20 protein-coding genes are annotated in these 25,415 nt (G+C 53.6%); 12 read left to right on the top strand and 8 right to left on the bottom strand.

The window, feature by feature from the left end; all coding sequences use genetic code 11:
* Positions 1-2: 2 nt before the first annotated feature.
* The gene (locus tag AC1931_RS11035) at positions 3-1,511 is read right to left on the bottom strand and encodes a DUF342 domain-containing protein (RefSeq protein ID WP_483877320.1); all 1,509 of its coding nucleotides are present in this window, start codon (positions 1,509-1,511) and stop codon (positions 3-5) included.
* A 209-nt stretch (positions 1,512-1,720) separates the two neighbouring features.
* On the opposite strand from AC1931_RS11035, the gene AC1931_RS11030 reads away from it, so the two are divergent.
* The 3 genes from AC1931_RS11030 to AC1931_RS11020 are packed head-to-tail and all read left to right on the top strand — an operon-like array spanning position 1,721 to position 4,401.
* A complete protein-coding gene (locus AC1931_RS11030; RefSeq protein ID WP_483877319.1) occupies positions 1,721-2,008 on the top strand; it encodes a DUF2288 family protein in 288 nt (95 codons plus the stop codon).
* Between the two features lie 2 nt (positions 2,009-2,010).
* A complete protein-coding gene (locus tag AC1931_RS11025; RefSeq protein WP_483877318.1) occupies positions 2,011-2,682 on the top strand; it encodes a uracil-DNA glycosylase in 672 nt (223 codons plus the stop codon).
* Between the two features lie 45 nt (positions 2,683-2,727).
* Positions 2,728-4,401, top strand: coding sequence for a P-loop NTPase fold protein (locus tag AC1931_RS11020; RefSeq protein ID WP_483877317.1), 1,674 nt, complete (start codon positions 2,728-2,730; stop codon positions 4,399-4,401).
* Between the two features lie 91 nt (positions 4,402-4,492).
* Here the strand turns inward: AC1931_RS11020 and trxA are convergent, their stop codons facing one another.
* Positions 4,493-4,822, bottom strand: coding sequence for a thioredoxin TrxA (gene trxA, locus AC1931_RS11015; protein WP_483877316.1), 330 nt, complete (start codon positions 4,820-4,822; stop codon positions 4,493-4,495).
* A 194-nt stretch (positions 4,823-5,016) separates the two neighbouring features.
* Here trxA and AC1931_RS11010 point away from each other — a divergent pair, with 194 nt between their 5' ends.
* The 7 genes from AC1931_RS11010 (at position 5,017) to AC1931_RS10980 (ending at position 12,149) form a co-directional block, all read left to right on the top strand.
* Positions 5,017-5,595, top strand: a complete 579-nt coding sequence (locus AC1931_RS11010) for a hypothetical protein (RefSeq protein WP_483877315.1) — start codon at positions 5,017-5,019, stop codon at positions 5,593-5,595.
* 70 nt (positions 5,596-5,665) lie between these two features.
* Positions 5,666-6,502, top strand: coding sequence for a c-type cytochrome biogenesis protein CcsB (ccsB, locus tag AC1931_RS11005; RefSeq protein WP_483877314.1), 837 nt, complete (start codon positions 5,666-5,668; stop codon positions 6,500-6,502).
* Between the two features lie 22 nt (positions 6,503-6,524).
* A complete protein-coding gene (gene hemA / locus AC1931_RS11000; protein WP_483877313.1) occupies positions 6,525-7,829 on the top strand; it encodes a glutamyl-tRNA reductase in 1,305 nt (434 codons plus the stop codon).
* Positions 7,830-7,850: 21 nt separating this feature from the next.
* Positions 7,851-8,807 carry a hydroxymethylbilane synthase gene (gene hemC / locus AC1931_RS10995; protein WP_483877312.1) on the top strand — a complete coding sequence of 319 codons (957 nt, stop codon included), beginning with the start codon at positions 7,851-7,853 and terminating at the stop codon, positions 8,805-8,807.
* A gap of 1 nt (position 8,808) precedes the next feature.
* Positions 8,809-9,594, top strand: a complete 786-nt coding sequence (locus AC1931_RS10990; RefSeq protein WP_483877311.1) for a uroporphyrinogen-III synthase — start codon at positions 8,809-8,811, stop codon at positions 9,592-9,594.
* Positions 9,595-9,789: 195 nt separating this feature from the next.
* Positions 9,790-10,764, top strand: coding sequence for a porphobilinogen synthase (gene hemB / locus AC1931_RS10985; protein WP_483877310.1), 975 nt, complete (start codon positions 9,790-9,792; stop codon positions 10,762-10,764).
* A gap of 101 nt (positions 10,765-10,865) precedes the next feature.
* Positions 10,866-12,149: a M16 family metallopeptidase gene (locus AC1931_RS10980; RefSeq protein ID WP_483877309.1), complete on the top strand. Its 1,284-nt coding sequence runs from the start codon at positions 10,866-10,868 to the stop codon at positions 12,147-12,149.
* A 98-nt stretch (positions 12,150-12,247) separates the two neighbouring features.
* On the opposite strand, the gene AC1931_RS10975 is transcribed toward AC1931_RS10980, so the two are convergent.
* Positions 12,248-15,073 (bottom strand): GPMC system transcriptional regulator, encoded by a 2,826-nt coding sequence (locus tag AC1931_RS10975; RefSeq protein ID WP_483877308.1) that lies wholly within the window; start codon positions 15,071-15,073, stop codon positions 12,248-12,250.
* A gap of 365 nt (positions 15,074-15,438) precedes the next feature.
* Between AC1931_RS10975 and AC1931_RS10970 the strand changes: the two genes are divergently transcribed.
* Together AC1931_RS10970 and AC1931_RS10965 are read left to right on the top strand one after the other, a co-directional pair.
* Positions 15,439-17,544, top strand: a complete 2,106-nt coding sequence (locus AC1931_RS10970; protein ID WP_483877307.1) for an ATP-binding protein — start codon at positions 15,439-15,441, stop codon at positions 17,542-17,544.
* Positions 17,545-17,554: 10 nt separating this feature from the next.
* Positions 17,555-19,732 carry a putative bifunctional diguanylate cyclase/phosphodiesterase gene (locus AC1931_RS10965; RefSeq protein WP_483877306.1) on the top strand — a complete coding sequence of 726 codons (2,178 nt, stop codon included), beginning with the start codon at positions 17,555-17,557 and terminating at the stop codon, positions 19,730-19,732.
* A gap of 88 nt (positions 19,733-19,820) precedes the next feature.
* On the opposite strand, the gene AC1931_RS10960 is transcribed toward AC1931_RS10965, so the two are convergent.
* The 5 genes from AC1931_RS10960 to AC1931_RS10940 form a co-directional block, all read right to left on the bottom strand.
* Positions 19,821-21,122: a (Fe-S)-binding protein gene (locus tag AC1931_RS10960; RefSeq protein WP_483877305.1), complete on the bottom strand. Its 1,302-nt coding sequence runs from the start codon at positions 21,120-21,122 to the stop codon at positions 19,821-19,823.
* A 3-nt stretch (positions 21,123-21,125) separates the two neighbouring features.
* A complete protein-coding gene (locus AC1931_RS10955) occupies positions 21,126-22,517 on the bottom strand; it encodes an FAD-binding oxidoreductase (protein WP_483877304.1) in 1,392 nt (463 codons plus the stop codon).
* A gap of 484 nt (positions 22,518-23,001) precedes the next feature.
* Positions 23,002-23,511, bottom strand: a complete 510-nt coding sequence (locus tag AC1931_RS10950; protein ID WP_483877303.1) for a universal stress protein — start codon at positions 23,509-23,511, stop codon at positions 23,002-23,004.
* 36 nt (positions 23,512-23,547) lie between these two features.
* Positions 23,548-24,891, bottom strand: a complete 1,344-nt coding sequence (locus AC1931_RS10945) for a TRAP transporter large permease (RefSeq protein ID WP_483877302.1) — start codon at positions 24,889-24,891, stop codon at positions 23,548-23,550.
* A 30-nt stretch (positions 24,892-24,921) separates the two neighbouring features.
* Positions 24,922-25,413, bottom strand: coding sequence for a TRAP transporter small permease subunit (locus AC1931_RS10940; protein ID WP_483877301.1), 492 nt, complete (start codon positions 25,411-25,413; stop codon positions 24,922-24,924).
* Positions 25,414-25,415: the final 2 nt, after the last annotated feature.

Raw genomic sequence — 25,415 nt, 5'->3', positions numbered from 1 at the left:
AATCATTCGTTGGAATTATCTTCCGGTTCCTTAACAACGGCTGCCAGTGGCGAGTGACTCAAAAAGCGCAGTCCGCCATCTTGGGTGTTTTCAACGATGGACATGGGACCAGAGCGCTCCATCTTGATTTCTTCACTGGTTTCACCAAGGTGAAGGACTGATCCTTCCATCAGTTTTGCCAGAATATTGATCCTGGCGCGGGCGGTCGGGTGTTCTCCGGCGCTGAAGTTGATCAGCTCTTCGCTGAGCTCTTCCCGTTCTTCTTCGAGGTTGACGTGGCGTTGGGTGAGGATGCCAATGCGCAGTTCAATGGCTTCACGCAGGGCCGGGCGGTTGTCCGGCAACGGTTTTTTATTCAGTGATTTCAGAGCTTCACTGATTCGCTTAACCTGTTCAGCGACACTTTTAACCCGCGTCCGCAGGTATTTGAGACGATCGTTTTCGGGAAAGTAGACCCCGGAAGTCAAGTGGGTTTTAATGCCGGAGCGTGCCCCCACTGCTTTGGCCTCGATCCCTTCCAGAGCAATGGCCTCACCGCCTGAGATCTGCCCCGATTCAATGTGGATACTGCCGGTGGCTTTGAGTACCGAGTTGCGCACCTCGTGGGCAACTCGGATGTTGCTCCAGCATTCGACCGTGACCTGGTTGAGATAGTTGGCCTGCAAAGTTCCTTTGCAGACAACTTTTCCCGCCCCCTTGCCGGTCATGGTGCCGATGGTCACTGGCCCGTCACACTGAATTCTACAGGCGCCGACGGCGCCGGAGACCTTGATACCCTTGGTAGCGGTAATGTTGAAATCGTCAAGCACATCGCCCTTGATGTCAACAAAACCATTAAAGACTATGTGCCCGATACTTAAATCAACATCGCCATTGACGATAAATTCTTCGGCAATCGAGATGATGTTGTTATCAAAGACAGCACGTCCGCTACGGGTGGCAAAGGCCTGTTTACCATCGTCGCTCAAACGTACGCCGGCACCGGCGACAACATTGGCGGTTTTGCCGGATAACGGGGGAATCAGATCGCCGGTAATGGTTTTGCCCGGGGCACCGGGGGTCGGCGGGAAGATGTTGCCGATATGTTCATCAATGTCAACATTGGAGAAGTTCTGGACATCTTTAAAGTTGACCCGGCCAAACTCGTCCTCTTCCCATTCCGACACATCTTTGCCGGTTGACACCAGCAGTTCGAACCAGCCGTCTTCTCCCGGTTCCGGTTCCGTCCCGCGGGCGAGGATGATGTCCTGGGGATTGTTGCCCTGGGCGGCTTCGGTGCAAAAGATGGCGACCTGCTCGAGATCGACAGTGCTGGTAATGTTGTTGCGGCGCAGAATCGAGATAATATCTGCAGGAGAGGGGCTTTTTTCGAGGTTATGGACGGTGATACCGGCCCGACACTCAATCTCGCTGTCGCAGGTCTGCAGCTGCAGGCTGTAGTCGTCGGTGACATATTCCGCAAGCGCCATGCAGCTGCTCTGAATCCTGTTTTTCTGATCGCTTTTAGCCATGATCCTCACGTCTGACATGGAGAAAAGTGTATAAAAAGACGCAACATTATCATATCTATCGGCCATCGGGCGAAATTAATTGAGCTGCTTTTTGAGCCTCAGTATAATTTTGATTGAACATGATACAACGCAGGTGTTGACGCACCCATCATCAGCTGGTTATTCTCGCCGGAACTTACCTGTTACCAGGGATGCATGGAGAGGATAGAATGACAACTGTCAAAGAAGCCTGTGAGCGCGATCTTGCCCAGGTCAACTGGCGCGAGCTGCGTATCCATCTGCGTCGTGATGCCCTCGTCACCGTGGCCGGTGATCTGAATCTGGTAACCGTGGCCGCCGCCGTTGCGGCGGATGATGCGCCCCAGGTGGGGGAGTGGATTGCCGGCGGCCAATTGGCCAAGCCGACAGCCGCCGAGCTTGCAGAATGGGAAGCGGCCCCTGATAAACCCTTTTTGATGCTGATTGTACAACCTTATATTCTGATTCAGGCGGTGTGAAGGTGCTTGCTGATTTTATTGCCGCCCTGCGCGCTTATCGGTCTGCAGCGGTGTTTAATCCCTGGGGTGAGAGGGATGTATATCACGATGCTGATGATCAGGGAGCGATGATACGTTGCGAACAGTTGACCCACTATCTGGACGAGCGCATTGGTCAGGCAGATACCCTGTTATGTGCCGAAGCTATCGGCTATCAGGGGGGGCATTTCAGTGGAATTCCGATGACCTCGGAGCGCCTGCTGCTGGGTGGTCTGGCCCACAAAGGACTGCTGCCGGATAGCGTGTTCAGAGGTTTGGCGCCACGCCGGACCAGCGCGCTCAAGGTACGTTTTGCAGGTTTTACCGAGCCGACCGCGACCATCGTCTGGGGGTTTTTTGCGCAGCAGGGAATAGATCCCTATCGGGTGGTTTTATGGAACGCTTTCCCCTGGCATCCTTATCACCCTGACAGGGGGCTGCTCAGTAACCGCACCCCGGATACGCAGGAACTTAACGACGGACATCAGGTTCTGCTGCAACTGCTGGAACTCGGAAATTTCGGTCAAATTGTTGCGGTTGGTGAAAAATCCGCGCTGCAACTGAAGCAGCTGGGGGTTGCCGCAACCAAGGTGCGCCATCCCGCCAATGGCGGCGCCGGGCAGTTCAGAGAGCAGTTGCGTCAGGTCTTGGGCTGACTCTTTTTGTGTTAATCTGCGGTCGATCAGTGAAGGAGCTGCCCGATGTCCATTACCATTATTGAACAGCAGATCGGACGATTTCTGGCAAGCGAAGCACCGGAGGTTCTCGCCATCAAAGGGGGCTGGGGGGTGGGCAAAACCTATGCCTGGAATGCTTACCTGCATGCCGCAAAAAATCAACGGCGCATTGCCTTAAATGACTACTCATACGTTTCCCTGTTTGGTATCAATTCCCTGTCGGAACTGAAAAATAGTATTTTTGAAAATATGATGTCCCGTCAGCACATCGGCCGCCGTCCCTCGGTGGAGAGCTTTCGTGCCAACATGAGCCGTTTGCTGCGTACCACCGGAAAAAAGAAGTTTGCCCTTTTTTCGGTAGAAAAAGCGGCAGAATTCACTGATGCTCCTTTCGAATCCCTGGCTTTTCTGTCGCTGGAAAAAACCCTGATCTGCCTGGATGATTTTGAACGTAAAGGCAAAGGAATTGAGGCCCAGGATATTCTCGGGCTGATCACCATTTTGAAGGAGCAGAAAAAGTGCAAGGTGGTGCTGATTCTCAATGATGAAAGCCTCGCTGGCGATTCCTATATTGAGTACAATCGCCTGCGCGAGAAGGTCATCGACAGCGAACTGCGCTTTGCCCCGAGTGCCAAGGATTGTGTGGCAATTTCATTGCGCAACGACCCTCTGGGCAAGATTCTTGGGGCAGCGGTGATGCGGCTGCAGATCAACAACATCCGCATCATCAAAAAAACTGAAGCGCTGGCGGGCTTACTGGTGCCGGTGTTAAAGGGCTTCGACCCGCTGGTGTTAGAGCGGGCGGTGCGTATTCTCACCCTGCTGTCCTGGTGTTACTACAGTCGCTCTGCTGAGGCTCCTGAATATGCTTTTGTCATGAATCGCACCGCTTCATTCGTCAGCCTTGACAGTGAGGAGAATTTGACGACCCAGCAGCAACAGTGGAATGCGATCCTGCGCGGTTATGATAATTTTTTTCTGGATGATTTCGGTCGTCAGATTGGTCGTCTGGTTGAGAATGGTTACCTCGACGAAGAACCGATGAAGGCGCTGGCAGCAATCGATGACGAGCAGATTCGTGCTGCGCGCTCGGAAAAATCTTTTCAGGAGGCCTGGCGAAAATTTTACAACTCGTTTGATGACAACGCCACTGATGTGATCAACTGCCTTTCTGAGAGCTTTCGCGACAATGCCCGCCATATCAGCCCGGCCAATCTGGACGGCAGCGTCCGCCTGCTGCGCTATCTGGGTAAAGACAAGTTGGCAACCCGGATTATCGACCTGTATATCGAAAAACGTAAAAGCGAAACGAAACTGTTTGCCATTGAGTCAGCTGTCGAGACAGAAGAAATCCGTGATCCTGAGGTGATTGAGAAGTTCCGGCAGGTTCAGCATCTCCTGCGCGAAAAGTGGACCGTGCTACAGCTGTGTGAGCGGCTGCATGAAGAGGGAGACCGCAGCGATGAGGAACATCAGCTCGCCCGGGCTTCGGTGACTGATTTTATTTTACTGTTCAAGGGCTTAAGTGGCGATGATTTGTCCCGTCATATCGACGTTTGTCTGCGTTACGGACGTCTGGGTGGCATCAGCGATCCACAACGACTGATTGTTGAAAAGGCCACTGCCGCGTTGCAACAGATCGGCAGGGAAAACCGTTTGAATGCGAGTCGGGTACGTCGTTTTGGGGTGCCAATCTGACTTTTTTAAGACAGCAGCGTTATACAAATAAAAAAGCTCCGGCAACCAGGCTGGAGCTTTTTTTATTTATCAGCATGTGAAGCAGCTTAAATTACAGGGCTTTTTTGATCAGGCTTTCAATCTGGTTTTTGGGTACGGCGCCTACCAGTTGGTCGACAACCTTGCCCTGATGAAAAAGAATCATGGTCGGGATGCCGCGAACCCCGTATTGACCAGGGGTCGCCGGGTTGTCGTCGACGTTGACTTTACCGATCTTGACCTTGCCGTCATATTCGTCTGCCAGTTGATCCAGCACCGGGGCAATTGCCTTACAGGGGGCGCACCAGCTTGCCCAGAAATCGACGAGGATCGGGGTGTCAGATTTCAGCACGGTGGTATCGAACTGGTCGTCGGTAACTTCGATAATTTTATCACTAGCCATCAGTTTCTCCTTATTCTTGATTCAAATACTCAAAAAGGGTGGTCAATTTATTCAAAAGCTAATATATAGTAACTCGATTCAAAAATCAAAGATCTAATCATCGTATCCGAGGTGATGCTTGACACTAACCAGGTGCCTCCCTATCATGCCGGATTGACTAGTTGTGCCATCATCCCTTTGTTGGCAGAGGCCTTATGGATTCTCGTTTCGCACAATCAGCTGTTCTCCACCGGGAGCTCATCAAGCGTTTTTGCGACACCCAACAGGTGGAGGTTGAGCGCCTGGCAGGGCGGGTCGCTACCCTGTTTGCCGACGGAGGGCAATTGCTGATGGTCGGTACTGGGATTTTTCATCCAGTGGCTCAACTTGTTGCCACGGCTTTTGCCTACCGTCTCGACTTCGATCGACCGGCCTTGCCGGCGATTTGCCTGGGAAGTGATAGTGCCCTGGCTGCGGCGATGGCTTCCGGCGGTGATTACGAGCAGTTATTTATACGTCACTATCGCGCGCTTGGCAGCGAAAAGCAGCTGCTGCTGCTTTTTGGTAACGGGGCTCCGAATCCTGCTCTGGAAAGGTTGCTCGATGAAATGCTGGAGAATCATCAAGGTGTCGCTTTGTTCACTGGTGCCGGCAAAAAGGATCCACTCTATCGTGATGAACTTGAATGGTGCCTGGATCTGGCAACCGCCAGCCCGGGGCGGCAAATAGAGCTGATGCAGTTTGCCGGTCACCTGCTGTGTGAATTGGTGGAGGAGGAACTATTTCAATGCTGAATGTGCTGTCGGTTTTTGCTGTCTCACTTTTATTCGATCGACTGTTATCCTTTGTGCAGAAAGGGAACATATGGAACCAGTGACTCTGCTTTTTGCACTAACGACACTGTTTTACCTGATAGCCGGCCTGCTCTACCTGACGGCTTTGATCGGCAAACGTGAGAATATCGGGCGTCTGGGGCGCTGGGTGTTACTGGTGGGGATCGTTGCTCATGCCGGCGTTTTTGCGATGCGCCATTCTATGGTTTCCGGCACGCCGGTTACCAGCATGCACGAATCCCTGTCCTTTTTTGCCTGGTGTCTGGTGCTGCTGTTCCTGCTGTTGGATCTGCGTTTTCGCCTGTCGGTGATGGGGGCTTTTGCCGCTCCGGTTGCTACCGGGCTGATGATCTTCAGTGCGTTGAGCCCTGATGTGGTGGTGCCGCTTAATCCGCTGTTGCGCAGCTGGATATTTCCCTTTCATATCAGTTTTGCTTTTTTGGGAAATGCCGCGTTTGCCCTGTCTTTTGGTGCCGGGGTGATGTATCTGATTCAGGATCGGATGCTCAAGAGCAAGCGGTTTAATCGCTTGTACCGGATCTTGCCCTCCATCGATGTGCTTGATCGGGTCAACTACACCTGTCTGAGCGTTGGTTTTCCATTTATGACCCTGGGGATTATCAGTGGTGCGGTCTGGGCCAACATGGCCTGGGGGAGCTACTGGAGCTGGGATCCGAAGGAGACCTGGGCGCTGGTTACCTGGTTTTTGTATGCCGGCCTGCTGCACGGCCGCCTGACGGTTGGCTGGCGGGGGCGTCGCGCTGCGTTTTTCTCTATTGTCGCCTTTATGTTTTTGCTTTTTACTTTCCTCGGGGTGAGTCTGCTGTTTGATGGCTATCACACCTTCGAATCCTTCTCCATGCCATGACCGATTGCCGTGGATTGTTGTTATGAATATTGTTGTCGTTGGACTCAGTCATAAAACGGCTCCGGTTGAGATTCGCGAAAAGGTCGCGTTTGAGGCGGATACCCTCCCCGCCAGCCTTGCTCGGGTTCTTGATCTGGCGAGCGTATCTGAAGCGATGATCGTTTCGACCTGTAACCGGGTTGAACTCTATGCCGCGACCATGCGCCCGGAACAGGCCTGCGCCGAGCTGCAGCGCTTTATGGGTGAGTGTCATGGCCTAACCCCGGACGAGCTCAATGAGCATCTTTATTCCTACACCTGTCAGGAAGCGGTGCGCCATGTTTTCCGGGTGACTGCCAGCCTCGATTCCATGGTGGTCGGCGAACCGCAGATCTTAGGTCAGATAAAAACTGCCTACGGTCATGCCTGTGATTCCAAGAGTGCCGGTCTGGTGATTAATCGCTTTATGCACAAGGCCTTTTCCGTGGCCAAGCGGGTGCGCACGGAAACTGCCATTGCCAGCAACGCTGTGTCCGTTTCTTATGCCGCAGTAGAACTGGCGCGCAAAATCTTTGACTCCCTCGAGAATAAAACGGTCATGCTGGTCGGTGCCGGTGAGATGTGTGAACTTGCAGCCAAGCACTTTGTCCGTTACGGCGTATCCAAGGTGCTGGTGACCAACCGTACTTTCAGCCGCGCCGAAAGCCTGGCTGAAAGCTTTAACGGGACTGCTGTTAATTTTGCCAACTTTCGGGAACAGCTCCACCGGGTTGATATCCTCTTGTCATCGACAGGATCTCCTGATTATGTCATCAATGCCGCGGACCTCAAGGCAGCCTGTAAAATGCGGCGCTATCAGCCGATGTTCCTGATCGATATTGCCGTTCCGCGTGACATCGACCCGGCTGCCGGCAAGATTGACAGCGTTTATCTCTACGATGTTGATGATCTTCAGGGCGTAGTGCAGTCCAATCTCAAGGAGCGTGAAAAGGAGGCGGTCAAGGCTGATCAGATTGTCGATCAGGAGGTCGGCCGCTTCCATGAGTGGTTGTCCAACCTCACCGTGAGGCCGACTATTGTCGCCCTGCGCAAACAACTCGAAGAGGTCCGTCAGAAAGAGTTGCAGCGCACCCTGTCCAGCCTCGGAGACCTTGACGACCATGAGCGCAAGGTGCTCGATGCCATGACCAGCGCTATTGTCAATAAAATCCTCCATCATCCAACCCGTCTGCTCAAGCAACTTGATTGTGACGATGATAAGCTGCGTTATCTCGATGCGGTGCAGATGTTGTTTGATCTTTCTGTTCAACCCCCATCTGACGATCTGCCCGAATTGCCGGAAGAATAGTCATTAAGAGAAGGAGACAGCATGTCCAACCGCACATTACGTATCGGTACCCGCGCCAGTGCCCTGGCTTTGTGGCAGGCCAACTGGGTCAAGGCCGAGCTTGAAAAACGCTATCCCGACCTGGAGGTAACCCTCACCAAAATCAAGACGCAAGGGGATAAAATCCTCGATGTTCCCCTCGCCAAGGTCGGTGGTAAGGGCTTGTTCGTCAAGGAAATCCAGGAAGCGATGCTGCGTAACGAGATTGATATCGCCGTGCACTCGATGAAGGATGTTCCCACGGTGTTCCCACAGGGAACCGGGCTGCGTTGTATCACTGAGCGTGAGGACCCGCGTGATATTCTGGTGCTCCCCGTCGGGCGCCGTTCGCTGGAGGATATCCCCCAGAATGGGCGCATTGGCACCTCCTCGTTGCGACGCAAAGCGCAGCTGCTGCATCTGCGCCCCGATCTGCAGATGATTGACGTGCGTGGCAATGTCGAAACCCGGATCCGCAAGCTTAGCGACGAGAATCTTGATGCGGTCGTCCTCGCCGCTGCCGGCATGAAACGGCTCGGTTTTGCCGAACAGATCGGCTGTTATCTCGAGCCTGATGTCTGTCTGCCGGCTATCGGACAGGGTGCCCTGGGCCTTGAGAGTCGAATCGGAGATGATCGTACCAATGACCTGATCGACTTTTTTAACCATCCCGAAACCGCCTGTGCCGTCATTGCTGAGCGAGCGGTACTGGCGACCCTGGAAGGTGGCTGCCAGGTGCCGATTGCCGCTTTTGGCAGGGTAAAGGGGGGAGAGCTTACCTTGACCGCTCTGGTGGCTGATGTGGAAGGAACAACCCTGCTCAAGCGCTCCACCCTGGTGCCGACGGATCAGGGTCACGCTGCTGGTGTCGCCCTCGCGAAAGAGCTGCTGGCAGAGGGTGCTGCGGCGATCCTCAATGAAGTCTATGGTTGCCGCACTTTCCCGGAAGCGGAACACTGATATGACCGGGGCGCCCCAACTGCCACTTGCCGGCAGGCGTTTTCTGGTAACGCGCCCGTCGATGCAGGCGGCACCCTTTGTCGCCCAGATCAACGCTCTTGGTGGCGAGGCAATCTGCATCCCGACCATCGAAATTGTACCACCGGCCAGCTATAGGGAGATGGATCTGGCGGTGGTCGATCTGGATACCTACCAGATGGTCATTTTAACCTCGGTCAATGCCGTGCAGGCGCTGTTTGAGCGGATGCTTGAGAATAATCAGTACTTCGGCATGCTGCGCCGGTTGGAGTTGATTGTCGTCGGACCCAAAACCGCTGAGGCTCTGGCGCAATACAAGCTGCGTCCGACCCTGATGCCGGCAGATCATCGTGCCGAAGGAATTGTGGCAGAGTTGCTGGCGCGCGGGGTCGAAGGGAAGAGAATTTTTTATCCACGCGCCGCAGCCGCCCGCCCGCTTTTGACCAGAGAGTTGCGCGCCGCCGGCGCTACTGTGATCGATCCAATCGCTTACGAGACCGTGATCCCTCAGCAGAATGCGGAAAGAATCCGTGCCCTGCTGACGACCGGTGAGCTGGATGCTATCTGTTTCAGTTCGTCATCAACCTTCCGTCATCTGCAGCAGATGCTCGGCGCAGACCTGGCCCGCCTTAAGGGCGCAACGGCATTTTTCTCCATCGGCCCGCAAACGACACAGACCATTCGTGAGGGTGGTTTTGACGTTGATCTCGAGCCCGAGAGCTGGACGATGGATGCGTTGCTGCAAGCGATGGTAAACTATTATCGTTGATGGCGTCGCAAAAACTCACCAACTGCTGCGTTGCCGCCAACGTTTCACTGCTTTGACGTACATAAGTACGCCTCAGGGTTCAACAAGGCGCGCCTTGCATTTGGCGTTTTTGGCTTATCCATCTCAAAGCGATACTTTTTTAAGAAAGCATTATCTTAAGATTAGCAATCCAAGACATTATAACAGGAGTGACCTATGAATTTCCCTGATTATCGTCCTCGCCGTCTGCGCCGCAACCCCACATTACGGCGCATGGTACGTGAAACCCATCTGCGGATTGATGATCTGATCTACCCCATGTTCAGTGCTTTTGGCACGAATGTCAAAAAGGAGATCAGCTCCATGCCCGGCATCTATCAGCAGTCGATCGAGCATATCGTTGCTGAAGCTAAAGAGGTGCACGATCTGGGGGTTCCGGCGGTCATTCTGTTCGGTATTCCGGAAACCAAGGATGCCGTCGGCAGCGATGCCTACAGTGACAGCGGGATTATTCAAAACACCATCCGTGCCATCAAGGCCGAGGTTCCGGGACTATTGGTGATTACCGATGTCTGCCTGTGTGAATACACCGACCATGGCCACTGCGGGGTCATCACGGACGGGGATGTCGATAACGATGCGACCCTGGAGTTGCTCGCCCAAGAGGCGTTGAGCCATGCCCGGGCCGGGGCCGATGTGATTGCTCCGTCTGACATGATGGATGGGCGCATTGCAGCGATCAGGGCGATCCTGGATGAGCATGGTTTTGAGCATATTCCGATCATGAGCTATGCGGTCAAATATGCCAGCAGCTACTACGGGCCATTCCGGGAAGCGGCGGAAAGTACCCCCGGTTTTGGTGACCGTCGCAGCTACCAGATGGATCCCGCCAACCGCCGGGAGGCGTTGCGCGAAGCGGCCCAGGATGTGGCTGAAGCGGCGGATTTTCTCATGGTTAAGCCGGCTCTGGCCTATCTGGATCTGCTGCGTGAATTAAAAGACAACTTTGATCTGCCACTGGTTGCCTACAACGTGTCCGGCGAATACAGCATGGTCAAGGCGGCAGCACAAAGGGGCTGGATCGATGGGGATGGGGTGATGATGGAGACTCTGCTGGGAATGAAACGCGCCGGTGCCGATCTGATCATCACCTACCACGCCAAGGAAGCGGCACGGTTGCTGGCAAGGTAAGACACAGCGATAAAATAATCTATCAACGGGCTATCGTCGAACGGTGGCCCGTTGTCCTTTCTGCACAACAGCCGATCAGCTTCGGCATGAGAAGAATCTCTATGGAAGAATATCTCATCGATCAACTTCCCAACGGTATTCGCCTGGTCACGGTGCCAATGCCCCACCAGCACGCGGTGGAGCTGGTCTGTTATGTTGCTGTCGGCGGGCGATGTGAGCCACTGACCCAGTCGGGGATTTCACATTTTCTCGAGCACATGCTGTTTCGTGGTACGGCCGAGTTTGCCGACAGTACCGAACTGGAACGTGCTTTTGAGGAGATTGGCGGGGCGGTGAATGCTTCGACCGATGTTGAAACCACCTGTTTCCATTCCCGGGTTCACCCTGATTATGTTGAGCGCGGAGTTGCGTTGTTTGCCTCCATGCTGCGACGACCCAGTTTCAACGAGATGGATACTGAGCGGAAGATTATTCTTGAAGAGGCGCGGGAGGACTTTAACGAGCGCGGTGAACAGGTTAACCTCGATAATCTGATGGTCGAACTGCTGTGGCCGGATCACCCGTTGGGCGCATCGCTGATCGGTTCCCCCGAGACCTTGAATGCGATTGGCCGCCAGCAGCTTGAAGCCTATTATCGTGACTGGTACCATCCCGGTAACCTGGTGATCTGTGCCTGCGGCGCAGTCGATCCTGCGGTATTGCGCCTGGCTGCTGAGCGGGAATTCGGCGACTGGCAGCCACGAGTACCGCGCGCGCTGGTGCCTTTGGAAGAATCGCGGCAGTGGGTGCCGTGCAGTCGCTGGGTTCAGGATTCTGATTCCCAGGTCAGTTTCCAGCTGGCGTTTCGTTTGCCCGGACGTAACGATGAACGCACCATGGCGATCCGTCTGTTGCGCCGGATACTGGGATGGGGGGCAGGCGCGCGCCTGCCATTGCGGCTGCGCGAAGAACTCGGCTTGACCTACTCGGTCGAAGTCAGCTGTCTGTTGTTGGATGATACCGGGTATCTGGCTATCGATACCGCGGTTGCCCCTGACAACCTGTGTGCCGCTGTGGCGGAGGTGCTGGCAATATTAAAACGTCTGCGCGATGAGCCGCTCTGCCCTGCCGAACTGGCGGCCGCGGTCAAAACCTATCTGTTTGATCTTGAGTTCAGCCGTGACCAGAGTGAATCGCTGGCGGTACGTTACGGCTGGGGGCTACAGGCCGATTATCTGCGCACCCTGGAGCAGGATCGCCAGGAGTTGTTGAGCCTTAGCGCAGAAAATGTGCAGCAGGTGGTACAACAGCTGTTGACGCCGTCAACCATAAATCTGGCCGTTGTCGGCCCCTGGGCCGAGAAGGATCGCCGTCAGGTTGAGCGGCTGCTGCATGCCGGCATTTAGTGCACTGTATCCCACAATCTATCGCATCTTGCTTGTCTTTTGGCACGCCAAAATCCTGCGCAATCGTTGCGACATTCTATGAGTTGCAGGGTACCAGCCTACCAGCGGAGCTTGACGGTTTTATAAAAAAAGTTTTTAAAGCGGTAAAAACGCTTCTTTTCTTTTTCGTCACTTGATGACGGGTCACAGGCGGCCAGCAGTCGCGCCAGTTTGGGCATATTGGTCGCCCCTTCCGTGCGCGCCTTTTCCACCACTTTGAGTACCAGATCACGGGTGATTTCCTGACGAGCATAGGGTTCGTAGAGCGCTGACCAGAAGTTCTGTTCCTGCTGGATAACCTTCTGCAAGATTTCCTCGGCCAGTTGATTGTTCAGCGCTTTGTTGTGGTCGCTCCTGTCAGCGCGGCTGAAGGACTGTGGTTGCAGGGCGTTGGTAATTTCCTCGACGTCGATCACATCACCCCGGCGCAACAGCATGCCGCGCAACAGGATACTGCGCAGTTCGCGGATATTGCCGGTGTAATGATGGCGGCTCAGCAGGTTTTTGGCCTTCTGGCTGAGAGCTGGTTGAGAGTTTTTGTCGTCCTGTTTGTGGTAGGCCTGAAACAGGCGGCCAAGCAGGTGAATGGCCAGGTCAGGGATGTCTTCCCGGCGTTGATTGAGGGATGGAACAGCGATAATCAGTTCGGAAAGACGGTGATAAAGATCTTCGCGAAATGTTCCGTCCGCGATCAGCTGACGCAAATCACGGTTGGTGCCGGCTACCAGGAGCACCTGAGAGTGGCGGGTGATATTTTCACCGAGACGGATAAATTCGCCACTGTCAAGAAATCGTAACAGCTGTACCTGGGTCTTAGGGTCTGCATCACCAATCTCATCCAGGAACACCACCCCGCCATGGGCTTCCTCAAGGATGCCACGGCGATCATTGTGGGCACCGGTAAACGCCCCACGTTTGTGGCCAAACAGCTCGGAATAGGTGAGGTCGCCACTGTAGGCGGCAATATTGGTTTTTTTCAGCGGCAAACTGCTGCGGCCAGGCAGCAACTGCCGAAAAGTGCGGTTAAGTTCAGTGTAAAAGTTGTTGAACAGAAACTCCTTGCCGGCACCGGTTTCACCGGTGATCAGAATGGAGGGCAGGCCAAGAAATTCGCCCTGATCGGGCACCCCCTGTTTGTGCCACTGAGTGATGCGCTCGCACAAAGGCGGACTGATGCGCTGGATGGTGGTGATGATCTCCTGAGCTTTGCTGGAATTGCCGATGATATTGCCGAGGCGATAAGAAGTGATTTGCGGGTCTTTGTAGCCGACATCCTGGCGCAGACGGTCGATTTCGCTGGTGAGTTGATCGATTTTCTGCAGAATTGACAGATGGTGGCCGATCATCCTCGCAATAATCTGCAGGATACGCTGATGCTCATCGGTGAAGTAATGGGGGCGCAGGCTGTCGAGACAGACAACTGCCAGAACCTCGTCTTCGTAAACCACCGGTACTGCGATTTCACTACGAATCGCCTCGGTCACCGGACGGTAGAACTTCTCTTCATCACTGCCTTCATGACAATCATCAAGAATCTGCGGGCGGCGGGTGGCGGCGGCGAGGCCAGTCAGGCTGCGCTGGCCGGGAGGGAGCTCCGTACCGCCGATGAGGATGGGGGGAATATACTTTTTCAGCCACTCCTTGTTTTTTGCACCGATCAAATTGCCCTGGTCGTCTTCCACCAGCAGCCAGCGTTCCCCCTGAAATTCGCGCACCAGGGCCAGACTGCCGGTGTCAGCACCGATCAGCTGGGTTGCCTTGGAAAGCACCCGGTGCAAAAAGGGACGCAAACCATCGCTTGACTGCTGCAGTAAATCGCCGATTTCTGACAGGATCTGAATTTCAAGGTGCTCATCGCCGATTTCCTGCACCACCCGTTGTGCCATTTCCGCGTGGGCATCGAGCAGATCACGCTCAAAGGAGCTGAAGTGGTAGCGATCCTTGGTATAGTAGTTGACCAGGCAGATAACACGACGATTGTGTTTGTCATAACGGGGAACGATGTAGAGGGATTTGAGGCCCAGGTTTTCGGTCAGATAGCGTTTCTGCAGGGTTTCAACGGCCAGGTCTTCAATATACAGGGGGGCCAGCAGGCTATCGTCGATAATCACGCCGGCGCGATCGATAAAGCGGGATATCAGGGATTCCCCGGGCGCCAGGTTGATTAGCTTCTCTTCTTCGTAAAGCCGCCGTGCCTCGCGTTCCTTGGAGTAGGAAGCGAGGATTTCCAGGGTGCGTTCACCGTCGATGCCGGAGGGTACCGGGATGAGCACCGAGGCCAGCGCCACGCGATCGATCAGCTGCGCCGCCGACTTCACCATGAACAGGGCGGCTTCGCGCTTCTTGGCCTCGTCGACACGCCGGGCAAGGAGCAGCTGCTGGTGGTACTTGCGGGCGCGGTTCAGGCTGGGTGCTGCCTCGCTCAGCAGTTTGCGCAATGGCCGCAGCAGCAGCTCTGAGGGTGGCTGCACAGCGCCACTGCGGTCAAGACTGACAACCCCGATAGCGCGCCCAAGATGAAGAATAGGCAGCAGATAATAGGACGGTTGCAAGGGATCATCTGTGGTTACTGTGGTTTGCGAATGCCGTGACAGGCTATTCACTGCCATTTCCTGCTTTTGCTGATAGACCTGCGGAATCGGAAAGAAGCTGTCATTAATAGGGAAGGTTGGCTCGCTGATTCCCTGGAGATCATCACTTTCCGCGGCGGCGCAGCTTAGGGAACCCATGGTCAGGTCCTCAAGGTAGATGCGGCAATGCCCGCCACCACTGACCAGCTGAACCCCCTGGCTGATGCGGCGTAAAATCTCGACCAGATTCTCTTTGCCGAATTCGTCAAGGGTTTTAATGATCTGGTCGATCTGTTTTTGCGCCGGTGTGTTCATGTAAGTACTCCAAATGAGTTCCTTGTTGCTTTATTTGCAGGGTAGAGGGAAAGCAGGTAGCTGTCAAAAAATTATTACCGCCGACAGGGTGGTGGCATGGGTCATGATTAGGGTGATTTTTTAATCTTGCAGGATTAGTTTTTTGTTAAATAAATATAAAATAGGCTCTGGTTTCGACACCTTGCTTGGCTTCGATGAGAGAAATATGAGATTGTGAGTTTTTTATTATGAGATTTTCTACGCGTTCTTCTGCGCCTAAATACCTGAATGTTAAGCAGAATTCTTTTTTTTTGTTCTTGCTAATCTACGCTAACTGATGAATAATGATGAGACACATGCTCAGTTCATGCGCAAGGAATGTATCTATGGGGGTCATTTCAATCAACAAAAAACAACCATTACCGGAGCCGCCCGCAGAAGCCTGTGGTGTGCACGGATCCTCTTTGCTTTCCCGGCCCGATGTCCTTGCCGACCTGCTATCCGCTTGTCTTCAAAGTGCCAGTCCCCAGACCGTTGTTGAGATCATTTTACAGGACGCACCCTTCGCTGCTCATTTAATAGACGTTGCCGTGAAAGGTTGTCACCATAAACTGGATGCCACCGAGCCGGTTACTGCTGCGGTGAATTCCCTGGGCTATCCGATGATTGTCAGCCTGGTTCTGCAGTCGGCCCGGCAGGTTCTGGAGCACAAGTTGTCGGTAGCAGAAATATCCTATTTAAAGAGACTGTGGCGGACATCGCGTTTTACCGGCCAGGCGGCCCGCTGTATCGCTCCTTCGGTTAATTATCCCTATATTGAAGAAGCCCAGCTCTGTGGACTGTTGCAGAATCTTGGACTTTATCAGCTGTTAGCTCAACACGCAGACCTGTTCCTGGACAAGGCGCCAGTCTCCTGGAGTTGTGAAAAACAAGCAGTATGGGAGCAGCAGGACTTTCAGATCGACCATCTCAGATTGGCGGCAGACAAGATTGAACGCTGGGGACTTGATTCCTTTCTGGCCGATGCCGTCCGTTTTCTAACGGTTGACAGCGGTCAGCTGCAAACAGCCAATCCCCTTTTCCGGATTGCCAGAATGGCCCAGCTTTTTGCCGCCAGTGACGGTGATTTAGATCCTGAAGCCGGGCGCCTGGGCGAGTTGTTTTTCAATCTGCGTCCGTCAGAAACAGACTATCTTTTCGAATGGGTGACCAGCCTTTCTGCTCCGGCCTTCAGCGACAAGGATGACGATGCTTCAGCTGTAGAGGTCTTCAACAAAGCCTGTCGACGGTTAACCCGGCAGATTTTTCTGGTTGCCAGTCAGGAGGCCGCCCGCGCCCGATTGACAACCGGCACAACCCCGGAAGATATTGCCGAGATCGCCAGGAGTCTCTATCTGGAAAACAGTCAGGCCAAAAAGATTCATTTCTTTCTGCTTGATCAGCGTCGCCAGGAACTGATCGGTATTTCCTCAAAAGACGGTTCCCGCTTGTCACGCGAGTTGAAGCTTCCGTTGATCAGTGAAGCGAGCCTGGCGGCCCGTGCACTATCCGGCGAGGGTGCTGTCAGCAGCTTTGCCGCGGATCAACCCTTGACAGTGACCGATCACCTGCTCATGCGACTATGTGGCGGACAGGGCTTCGTGTGTTATCCCTTGAGTTCCAATGATCATCCCCTGGCGGTGGTAGTTTTTGGATTTGATAATCCCCACGATGCTGCCGGACTTGAAGCTCCGGCAATAGCCATTTTGCACCCGATCGTCAGCACGGCGCTGGCACAGGTGTCGATGGGAGAATTCAATCGCATCGGGGATGGTGCTCTGCTGCTGCGTCGGGTGAATCATGAAATCAGCAGTCCTTTGACAATTATCGGCAATTATGCCGAGGTGCTGAAGCACAATTTGTCAGGCAGGTCCGGCCGGGAGCTGGCTGAAGCCATCAAGCAGGAATCACAACGGGTCGACGAAATTGTCCACTACTATCTTAATCAGCAGGATACCTATGAATTTCCTGACCAGGAGATCGATATCAACCAACTGGTGCAGGAGACAGTTGATACTTTGCGCGAAGCCGAATTGACGCCCCGCAATATTGAGGTGAAACAACAGTTCCAGCAGGATCTTCCGCGACTATCAAGCATGGCAATCCTGATTCGACAGATCCTGGTCAATTTGATCAAAAACGCAGCCGAGGCCGTCGATCATGGGGGCCACATCACCCTTGCGACCCGTGAGGGTTTCTGTTCTGAACGTGGGCGCTATGTGGAAATTCATATCGCCGATGATGGACCCGGCATACCTCCTGCCATCAGGGACCGGTTGTTCCGACCGGTTGTCAGCCCCAAAGGGGGAGGGCATGCCGGCTCGGGTTTAAGTATCGTTAAGGGAATGGTGGAAGATCTTGGAGGGCGGATCAGCTGTCACAGTGGCCCGGAGAAGGGCACCAGTTTTTATCTGCAACTGCCGGTTGTGGATGATTTCAGCCTGTTTACATAAATGAGGGGGGATGAACATGCAACAGGATTATACGACGAAATCGAAGGACCCGACTGCAGGAATTCTGATTGTCGGTGAGCAGTTGCCTTTGCTTTACAGTCTGCAGGCCTTGTTGCGTATCAATGGCTATCGTACCGAACTGTCAACCTCTTGTGATGAAGCAGGAAAAAAACTCGCACAGGGGCGCTACGCTCTGTTGTTGCTTGATTTGCAGATTTCCGGTCGCGACAGTTGCCACCTGATCGAAGGCGTTCGAAACTCCTCCCTCGATGTAGAAATTATTGTTCTGGTTTCAGATAGTTCCGTTGTTTCTATTAAAGATGCCTTGCGGTTGGGTGCCTATGATTTTGTCCGCAAGCCGTATCGTCCGGAAGATCTGCTGGTGAGCGTCAGCCGTGGAATTGAGCGTCAGCAATACCGGCTACAGTTGCGCCGTACCGAATTAGCCCTTGAGGAATCGGAGCGGATGCACCGTTTTATTGTCAATAATTCCCCTGACTTCATTTATATGCTCAATGCTGACGGGGTATTCACCTTTGCTAATGATATGGTCGAGGGGTTGTTGGGTTACAAACGTCACGAGATTATCGGACGTCATTTTTCCTGTCTGATCCATCCTAATAATGCCGACATTGCACATCGGTTTTTTAGTGAACAGCGTACCGGTGAACGGGCGACGCGCAGTACGGAAATTCGTCTGCAGTCAAGCCGGAACAGCCTGCAGGGACAAGGCGGGGAAGATCTCCTGGTGGAGCTCAATGCGATGGGAGTATATGCCCAGAACAGCGCCGGCAAGAGAGAGTTTGTCGGAACTCTCGGCAGTGCCCGCGATATCACCGAGCGAAAGCGTTCAGAAGAACAGATCAGCTATCAGGCATATCATGACCTGTTGACCCGGTTGCCTAACCGTCTTCTTTTTGCTGATCGCATGACCCAGGCCCTGGCCCATGCGACTCGCAGCAATACGAGAATAGCGGTCATTTTTATCGACCTGGATTTTTTCAAGGAAATCAATGACAGCTATGGCCATCTAGTTGGTGACCGTATTCTGCAGCAGGTGGCTGGACGTATTCTTAAGTGTGTGCGTGCTGAAGATACGGTCAGTCGCTTCGGTGGAGATGAGTTTTCACTGCTTCTGGTCAATATTACTTCGCTGGAGGATGTGACCGTTGTCGCGGAAAAAATCCTCGCAGCGGTTCGTCTGCCCTTGACTGTTGATGGTCATGACGTGCGTTTGAGCGCCAGTATGGGAATTGCCCTTTATCCTGAAGGGGGCGAAACCATTGATACGTTGCTTCACAGTGCCGATATTGCCATGTATCATACCAAGGATACAGGTAAAAATGGTTATTGCGTGTATGAACGCCAGATGGGAAAGCTACTGGGAGGCGTGAACATTGAGAAAGAATTAAGAAGTGCCATGGATTGCAACCAGCTGCAGGTGTTTTTCCAGCCCAAGGTGGATCCGACAAGCGGCCATATCGTCGGCATGGAAGCATTGCTGCGGTGGCAGCATCCCTATCGCGGTTTGCTTTGCCCCGGGGACTTTATTCACGTTGCCGAAAAAACCCGGCAGATTATCCCGATCGGAGATTGGGTGCTGCACCAGGTTTGTGAGGAGATGTTGCGCTGGAGACGGCAGGGATTACCTCCGATCAGGGTGTCACTCAATCTGTCCGTGATCCAGCTGCAGCAGGATGACTACGCTGATAAGTTTACCGCCACCATCAAGGCGGCCGGGATCGAAGCGGAGCTGTTCGAAATCCAGATTACCGAACAGGGGATGCTGGATGGCTCCAGCGGGGTAGCCAAGATATTGCGGGTCTTGAGCCGCATGGGCGTCTCCGTTGCCATTGACGATTTTGGTTGTGGCCATTCCTCGCTCAATTATCTACGGGACTATCCGGTCAATACCTTGATGATCGATCGCTCCTTTGTGCGCGACATTACGCAGGATGTGGGACGGGCACGAATCGCCGATGGTATTGCCATGATGGCGCGCGGCCTTAATTTAACCCTGATGGCAAAGGGAGTCGAAAACCTGATCCAGCTGGAGCATTTGCGGCAGCTGGGATGCCATGAAGTCCAGGGCTATCTGTACGGCGAAGCCGTCTCTGCCGATGTCGCCTTTGCCCTGTTGTGCACTCATCCGAGCCTGGCCCCCGGAACCAGTCTGGTCAAGCACTGAAGGGATACAGGGGGCCCCCATTTGGCGTTTCCGGGTGAAACCGGCACCATTTTCAAATTGGAGAAGAACCATTTCCCACGAAAACTTGTTAATCCGGTGTCGCCAGCCCCAATAGTTCAGTAATGTGAAGCACAGGTTGCGGCATCCGGGCCTGCTGTAATCCCCAGGCGAGCTGCAGATGACAGCCGGGATTGCCGGTCACCAGGATCTCGGCGCCGGTTTTTTGGACATTTTCCAGTTTGCGGTCGAGAATCTTCTGGCTTTCGTCGGTAAATTTGAGGCTGAAGGTGGCCGCCGAGCCACAACACCATGATGCCTCTTTCATTTCCCGGAATTCGACTCCCGGAATAGATTGAATCATCTCGCGCGGCTGCTTGCTGATCCCTTGAGCATGGCACAAATGGCAGGGTTCGTGATAGGTGACACTCTTGTTAACCGGCTTAAGCCCCTCGGTACGTATCCCCTGTTCGCATAAGAACTCACTGATGTCCTTGATCTTCTGATGAAAGAGGTGAAGACGCTCATGGTCCTCCCGCTCGCCCAGGATTTCCTCGTATTCCTTCAGCGCCGCTCCGCAACCGGCACAATCGGTCACAATCGCATCGACGTCCAGATCAAGAAACAGGTCCAGATTGAATGCGGCAATCTCGCGGGTTGTTTCCCGATCGCCCTCGGTCAGATGGGGAGCGCCACAGCATTTCTGTTCTTTGGGCGTAATCACATCAAATCCCTGATGATTTAGCACCTTGACCGTCTGGCGCGACACCTCGGGGTAGAGCAGGGTCATGACACATCCGAGAAAAAAGGCGACAGTGCCGCGGCTTTCCCCTTTGGCCGGACTGATGTCGGGCAACTGCGGTCTCAGTGGGCGGTGCAGCTCCGGCAGCATGCCTTCAGCTTTGTCGATCCAGGTTGGCCCCAGCTTCAGTATCCTGCTGTTACGCACCAGCCACTGAATGCCGAGTTTCTGGTAGAGGCGCGCCGGCAGCATCGAAGTTTCCATCAGTCCGGGGTTCGGCACCATTTTTTTCAAGACCAGGTTGCGTAAGGATCCCTGCCATTTTGGTGCCGGCAGCTGCTGATGCACCTGGGCACGGCAGACCTCCATGACCTCTCCAGCTCTGACTCCCGATGGACAGGCGGTCGTGCAGGCACGGCAATCAAGACAGAAAAAGGCTTCATCCTTCATGGCCTGATTAAAATCGAGCTTGCCTTCAGCGACGGCCCGGGCCAGGGCAACACGGCCACGCGGGCTGGAACGTTCCCGTCCGGTCAAGGCAAAGGTTGGACAGGTCGGCAAGCAGAAGCCACACCGCATACATTGCAGGACGTCCTCGTAAGCCGGGGCATCCTGGGGGGTGAAGTTGCTCAGCTGTTGCTGATCGCTCATGATCTACTCCTGCTCACTGATAAAAATTTTACCGGGATTCATGATTCCCTGAGGATCAAAAGCCGACTTGATCCGGCGCATAACGGCCACCCCGCCGGGACCGATCTGTTTGGCAAGATAGCCTTTCTTCGCAATCCCGATACCATGCTCCCCCGATACAGTGCCTCCCCAGGCCAGTACCTGCTCATAGAGTTCGTCGTAAAAGGCGTGGGCACGTTTCATCTCATCCTGGTTGCGTTCATCACAAAGGACGGTCGGATGCAGGTTGCCGTCACCGGCGTGACCAAAGGTGCCGACGGTGAGTTGGTATTTCTCGGTCAATTGTTCAATCAGGGCGAAGGTGTCCGCCAGCTTGGAGCGTGGCACGGTGGCATCTTCAAGGAGTGTGGTGGGTGATACGCGTGCCAGAGCCGACAGGGCCGTGCGGCGGGCTTCAGCCAGCTTCGAGGCGTCCTGCGCGTCTTTGGCCTGATGAACTTCAGCCGCACCTACCTGTTCCAGGATCTTGTTCAGAGCGTCGGCTTCTTCAGCAACTACCGCCGGGTGTCCATCAACCTCAATTAACAGCAGGGCCGCCATCTGCCGGGGCAGACCGATCCCGACATAATCTTCGACACAGTTGATGGTAGCTTTGTCCATGATCTCCATGGTCGAAGGGATGATCTTGGCGGCGATGATTTTCGAAACGGCCTCGCCGGCGGTGCGAATATTGTCAAAATAAGCAAGAAAGGTCTGTTTTGTCTGCGGCGGTGGAATGAGTTTGACGGTGATCTCGGTGATAATGCCTAAGGTGCCTTCTGATCCAACCAGCAGGTCCTTGAAGGCATAACCGGCCACATCCTTGACGCTTTTACCGCCGGTGGAAATCAGGCTGCCATCGGCCAGAACACAGCTCAATGCCATGACATAATCGCGGGTCACGCCATATTTCAGTCCGCGCAGACCACCGGCATCTTCCATGACATTGCCGGCCAGGGTAGAGATTTTCTGTGAGCCGGGATCGGGCGGATAAAACAGACCTTTTTCTGCAACCGCGTTGAACAGATCGAGAGTCACTACTCCCGGTTCACAGGTTGCAGTGAGATTTTCTTCATCAATCTCCAGAATACGGTTCATCTTGTTCAGACAGATAACGATGCCGCCATTAACCGGAATACTCCCGCCAGAGAGGCCGGTCGCGCTACCACGTGGCGTCAAAGGGAGGTTGTGGTCGCGGGCAATTTCGACAATGCGGACGATTTCTTCGGTGTTGGTAGGATAGATGACAATGTCAGGGGTAGCATGTAAACCCGGTGTCGAGTCATAACCCAATACCAGCAGGTCTTCCTTAGCCGTCACCAGTTTTTCTTTTCCAAGAGCCTGTTCAAGTTGTTGCATGGCGCTTTGTGCAATCATGGGAAGCCTCGTGAATTCCTGTAGAGCGCCCTGCTGCCATATTCAACACGATAAATGACAGCGTTGAGCGAGTTGTCTTTATGGTAAAGTGGTAAAATGGTATTACCAAAAGATAATCCATGTTTTATTGTTGTGTCAAGCAAATATAACGTTGTTTTTTATGACAAGGATAAGCCAGGCGTGTTTGATCAGTGGTGCTGAAGCAATTTGACGGATCAAGGTTACTGATATCTACGGGAGGAGTTTAACTAACTGTTGAACCAAGACTCAGTACCCTATGCAGGAGCGATTTTAGTGACAAATAATCGTGTCAGAAGGAAATTTCCAGCGCCATTTCATGAATGTTCAGGCGGAATCCGGTTTTTCCTTTTTGACACCACCCGCGGATCTTGATAACAGAATCAAGGACGAGCTGTTGTGAAAAGCAGGAGAACGGTCCGCATGCAGTCAGAAAAACATCAGACTGCATGCGGTTTGCTGATAATCAGTATCCTTCTTCGTGATAGCCGTCCGGGATCCGCACGACGAGTACCGGTATTGTGGTGCTATGCAGCACTTTGCTGGTAGTACTTCCCAAAACAGCATCTTCGAGTGCTGAGTGTCGATGCGAACCCATGATGATCAAATCGACATCCTGCTCTTTGGCGACCGTCAGGATAACCTGAGATGCTGGACCTTCTTTGATCATGATGCTGTCAAGCCGTTCAGCGTATTGCGGATCAGGACCACACTCGGCGTCACAGAGGCGCTTGATCCGATCTTGCAGCCGTTCCTTTGCATAAGCCAGAGTTTTGTTGTGGATCTCTTTTGACTGTTCCTGGGTAATGTGCAATTCCACCAGGCTTTGGGCAAAGCTCGACAGTTTTTCCAAAGCCGAAACGGCAATAATCTGGGCATCATGCTGTTTTGCCGTCATCAGGGCATAGCGATAAACATAGGGAGCGCTTGCCTCCATGCCCGTTGCGTAAAGTATTTTTTTAATTTTGGGTAGCATTACTGACATCCCTGCTGGAAAGTTGAAAATGGTGGTTTATCTGCGCCCAAAGAACAGATCGGGCAACCAGGTAACGATTTGCGGAAAGGCAATGATGGCTGCCAGACCGAGGATTTGAATCAGGACAAATGGAATAATCCCGCGGTAAATGTCGCCCATGCTGTACTCGGGCGGTGCTACCCCCTTGAAATAGAACAGGGCGTAACCGAAGGGCGGGGTTAAAAAGGATGTCTGCAGGTTGATACAGACCAGCATGGCGAACCACAGAGGATTGAAGTCAAGGTCCATGGCGATCGGCGTGAAGATCGGAACGACAACCAGCAGGATCGCTGCCCAGTCAATAAACATCCCCATAACAAAAACCACCAGCATCATGATCGCCAGAACAACATACTCGTGCACGTCCATGCCCAGCAGCAGATCGGCGACGACATCGCCACCACCCATGCTCAAAAAGACGACACTGAACAGCTTGCCGCCGACAAAAAGCAGCATGATCATGCAGGTGGTTTTCAGGGTTGAGTCGGAAGCTTGACAGATCATCTGCCAGGTCAGCTTTTTATTGAAGGCCGCAAGAATCAATGCGCCCAGGCAGCCCAGGGCCGCTGCCTCTGTCGGGGTTGCAACCCCCGCAAGAATTGTCCCCATGACGGTGAGGATGAGACCAAAAGGGGGAACGAAGCTTTTCAGGGTCATCATGGTCTTCTGACCCAAAGAATAGGTGCGATCCTCTACCGGAATAACCGGACCCAGCTTCGGATTAATGGTACAGCGAATCGCGACGTAGGCCAGATACATGCCGGACAACAAAATGCCGGGCATTATCGCGCCGGCAAACAGATTGCCGACGGATGTCTCTTTCAGGCCGGTCAGGCCACCGTAAACTACCAGCATAATACTCGGTGGAATCAGAATTCCCAGGGTTCCGGATGAGCAGATAATGCCGGCTGAGAGCCCTCGTTCATAGCCCCGCCGCAGCAGTGCCGGTCCAGCCATCAGCCCCATGGCGACAACTGATGCGCCGATGATGCCGGTGGTCGCAGCAAATACGGTTGAAACGACGATGACCGCCATGCCAAGACCGCCACGCAGTCCTCCCAGGACGATGTAAAGAGCGTCAAACAGACCTTCCGAGACCTTGGACCGATCAAGTATCTGAGCCATGAAGATAAATAATGGGATGGCAACAAGAACGTAGTTGAGAAAGATTCCCCAACTGTTATTCAAAAACAGATCGAACAAAGGCAGGATGTTGCCGCCGTTGTCAATCAGGCCGTACAGGGTGGCGACCGCTGCCAGAGTGATTGCGAGGGGGTGTCCCAGGGCAATCATCACCATCAGGGTGCCGAACATGAGAATTGTCATTATCTCCGGACTCATTATCGATATCTCCAGACCAGAAAGGTGATTTTAATTTTTTAAGGAGCGGAAGTCGCTGATCAGTTTGGCGATGCCTTGGAGCAACAACAGCACAAAGCCAATCGCCATGATGGTTTTAAACGGATACAGCGGCGGCGCCCAGGAGGATGAGGCCAGCTCCCAGTTCTCCCATGAGTTGGCAGCATAACGGATACCTGCCATTGCCATCAGCCCCATGGTCGGAATAAACAGCACCAGCGAGACAATAATCCTCAGTATCGTGCGGGGCCTGGTTTCAAGCCGCGACTCAAAAACATCAATGGCGACATGGCCGTCGTGTTTATAGGTGTAGGCAAAACCGAGGGCGAAATGACAACCATACAGCAGGGTTGTGGCTTCAAATGCCCAGATTGTCGGTGCGTTGAACAGATAGCGCATAAAGACTTCAATAACAACGACCGCGAATAATGGTATAATCAGATAGGCGGTCAGCTTGCCAACACGCTCGTTCAGGCTGTTGATGGAATTTTCTATGATGGACATGA

The organism is Pelovirga sp. C15f (assembly GCF_057178085.1).
This window is presented reverse-complemented; position numbering and strand designations above follow the sequence as displayed.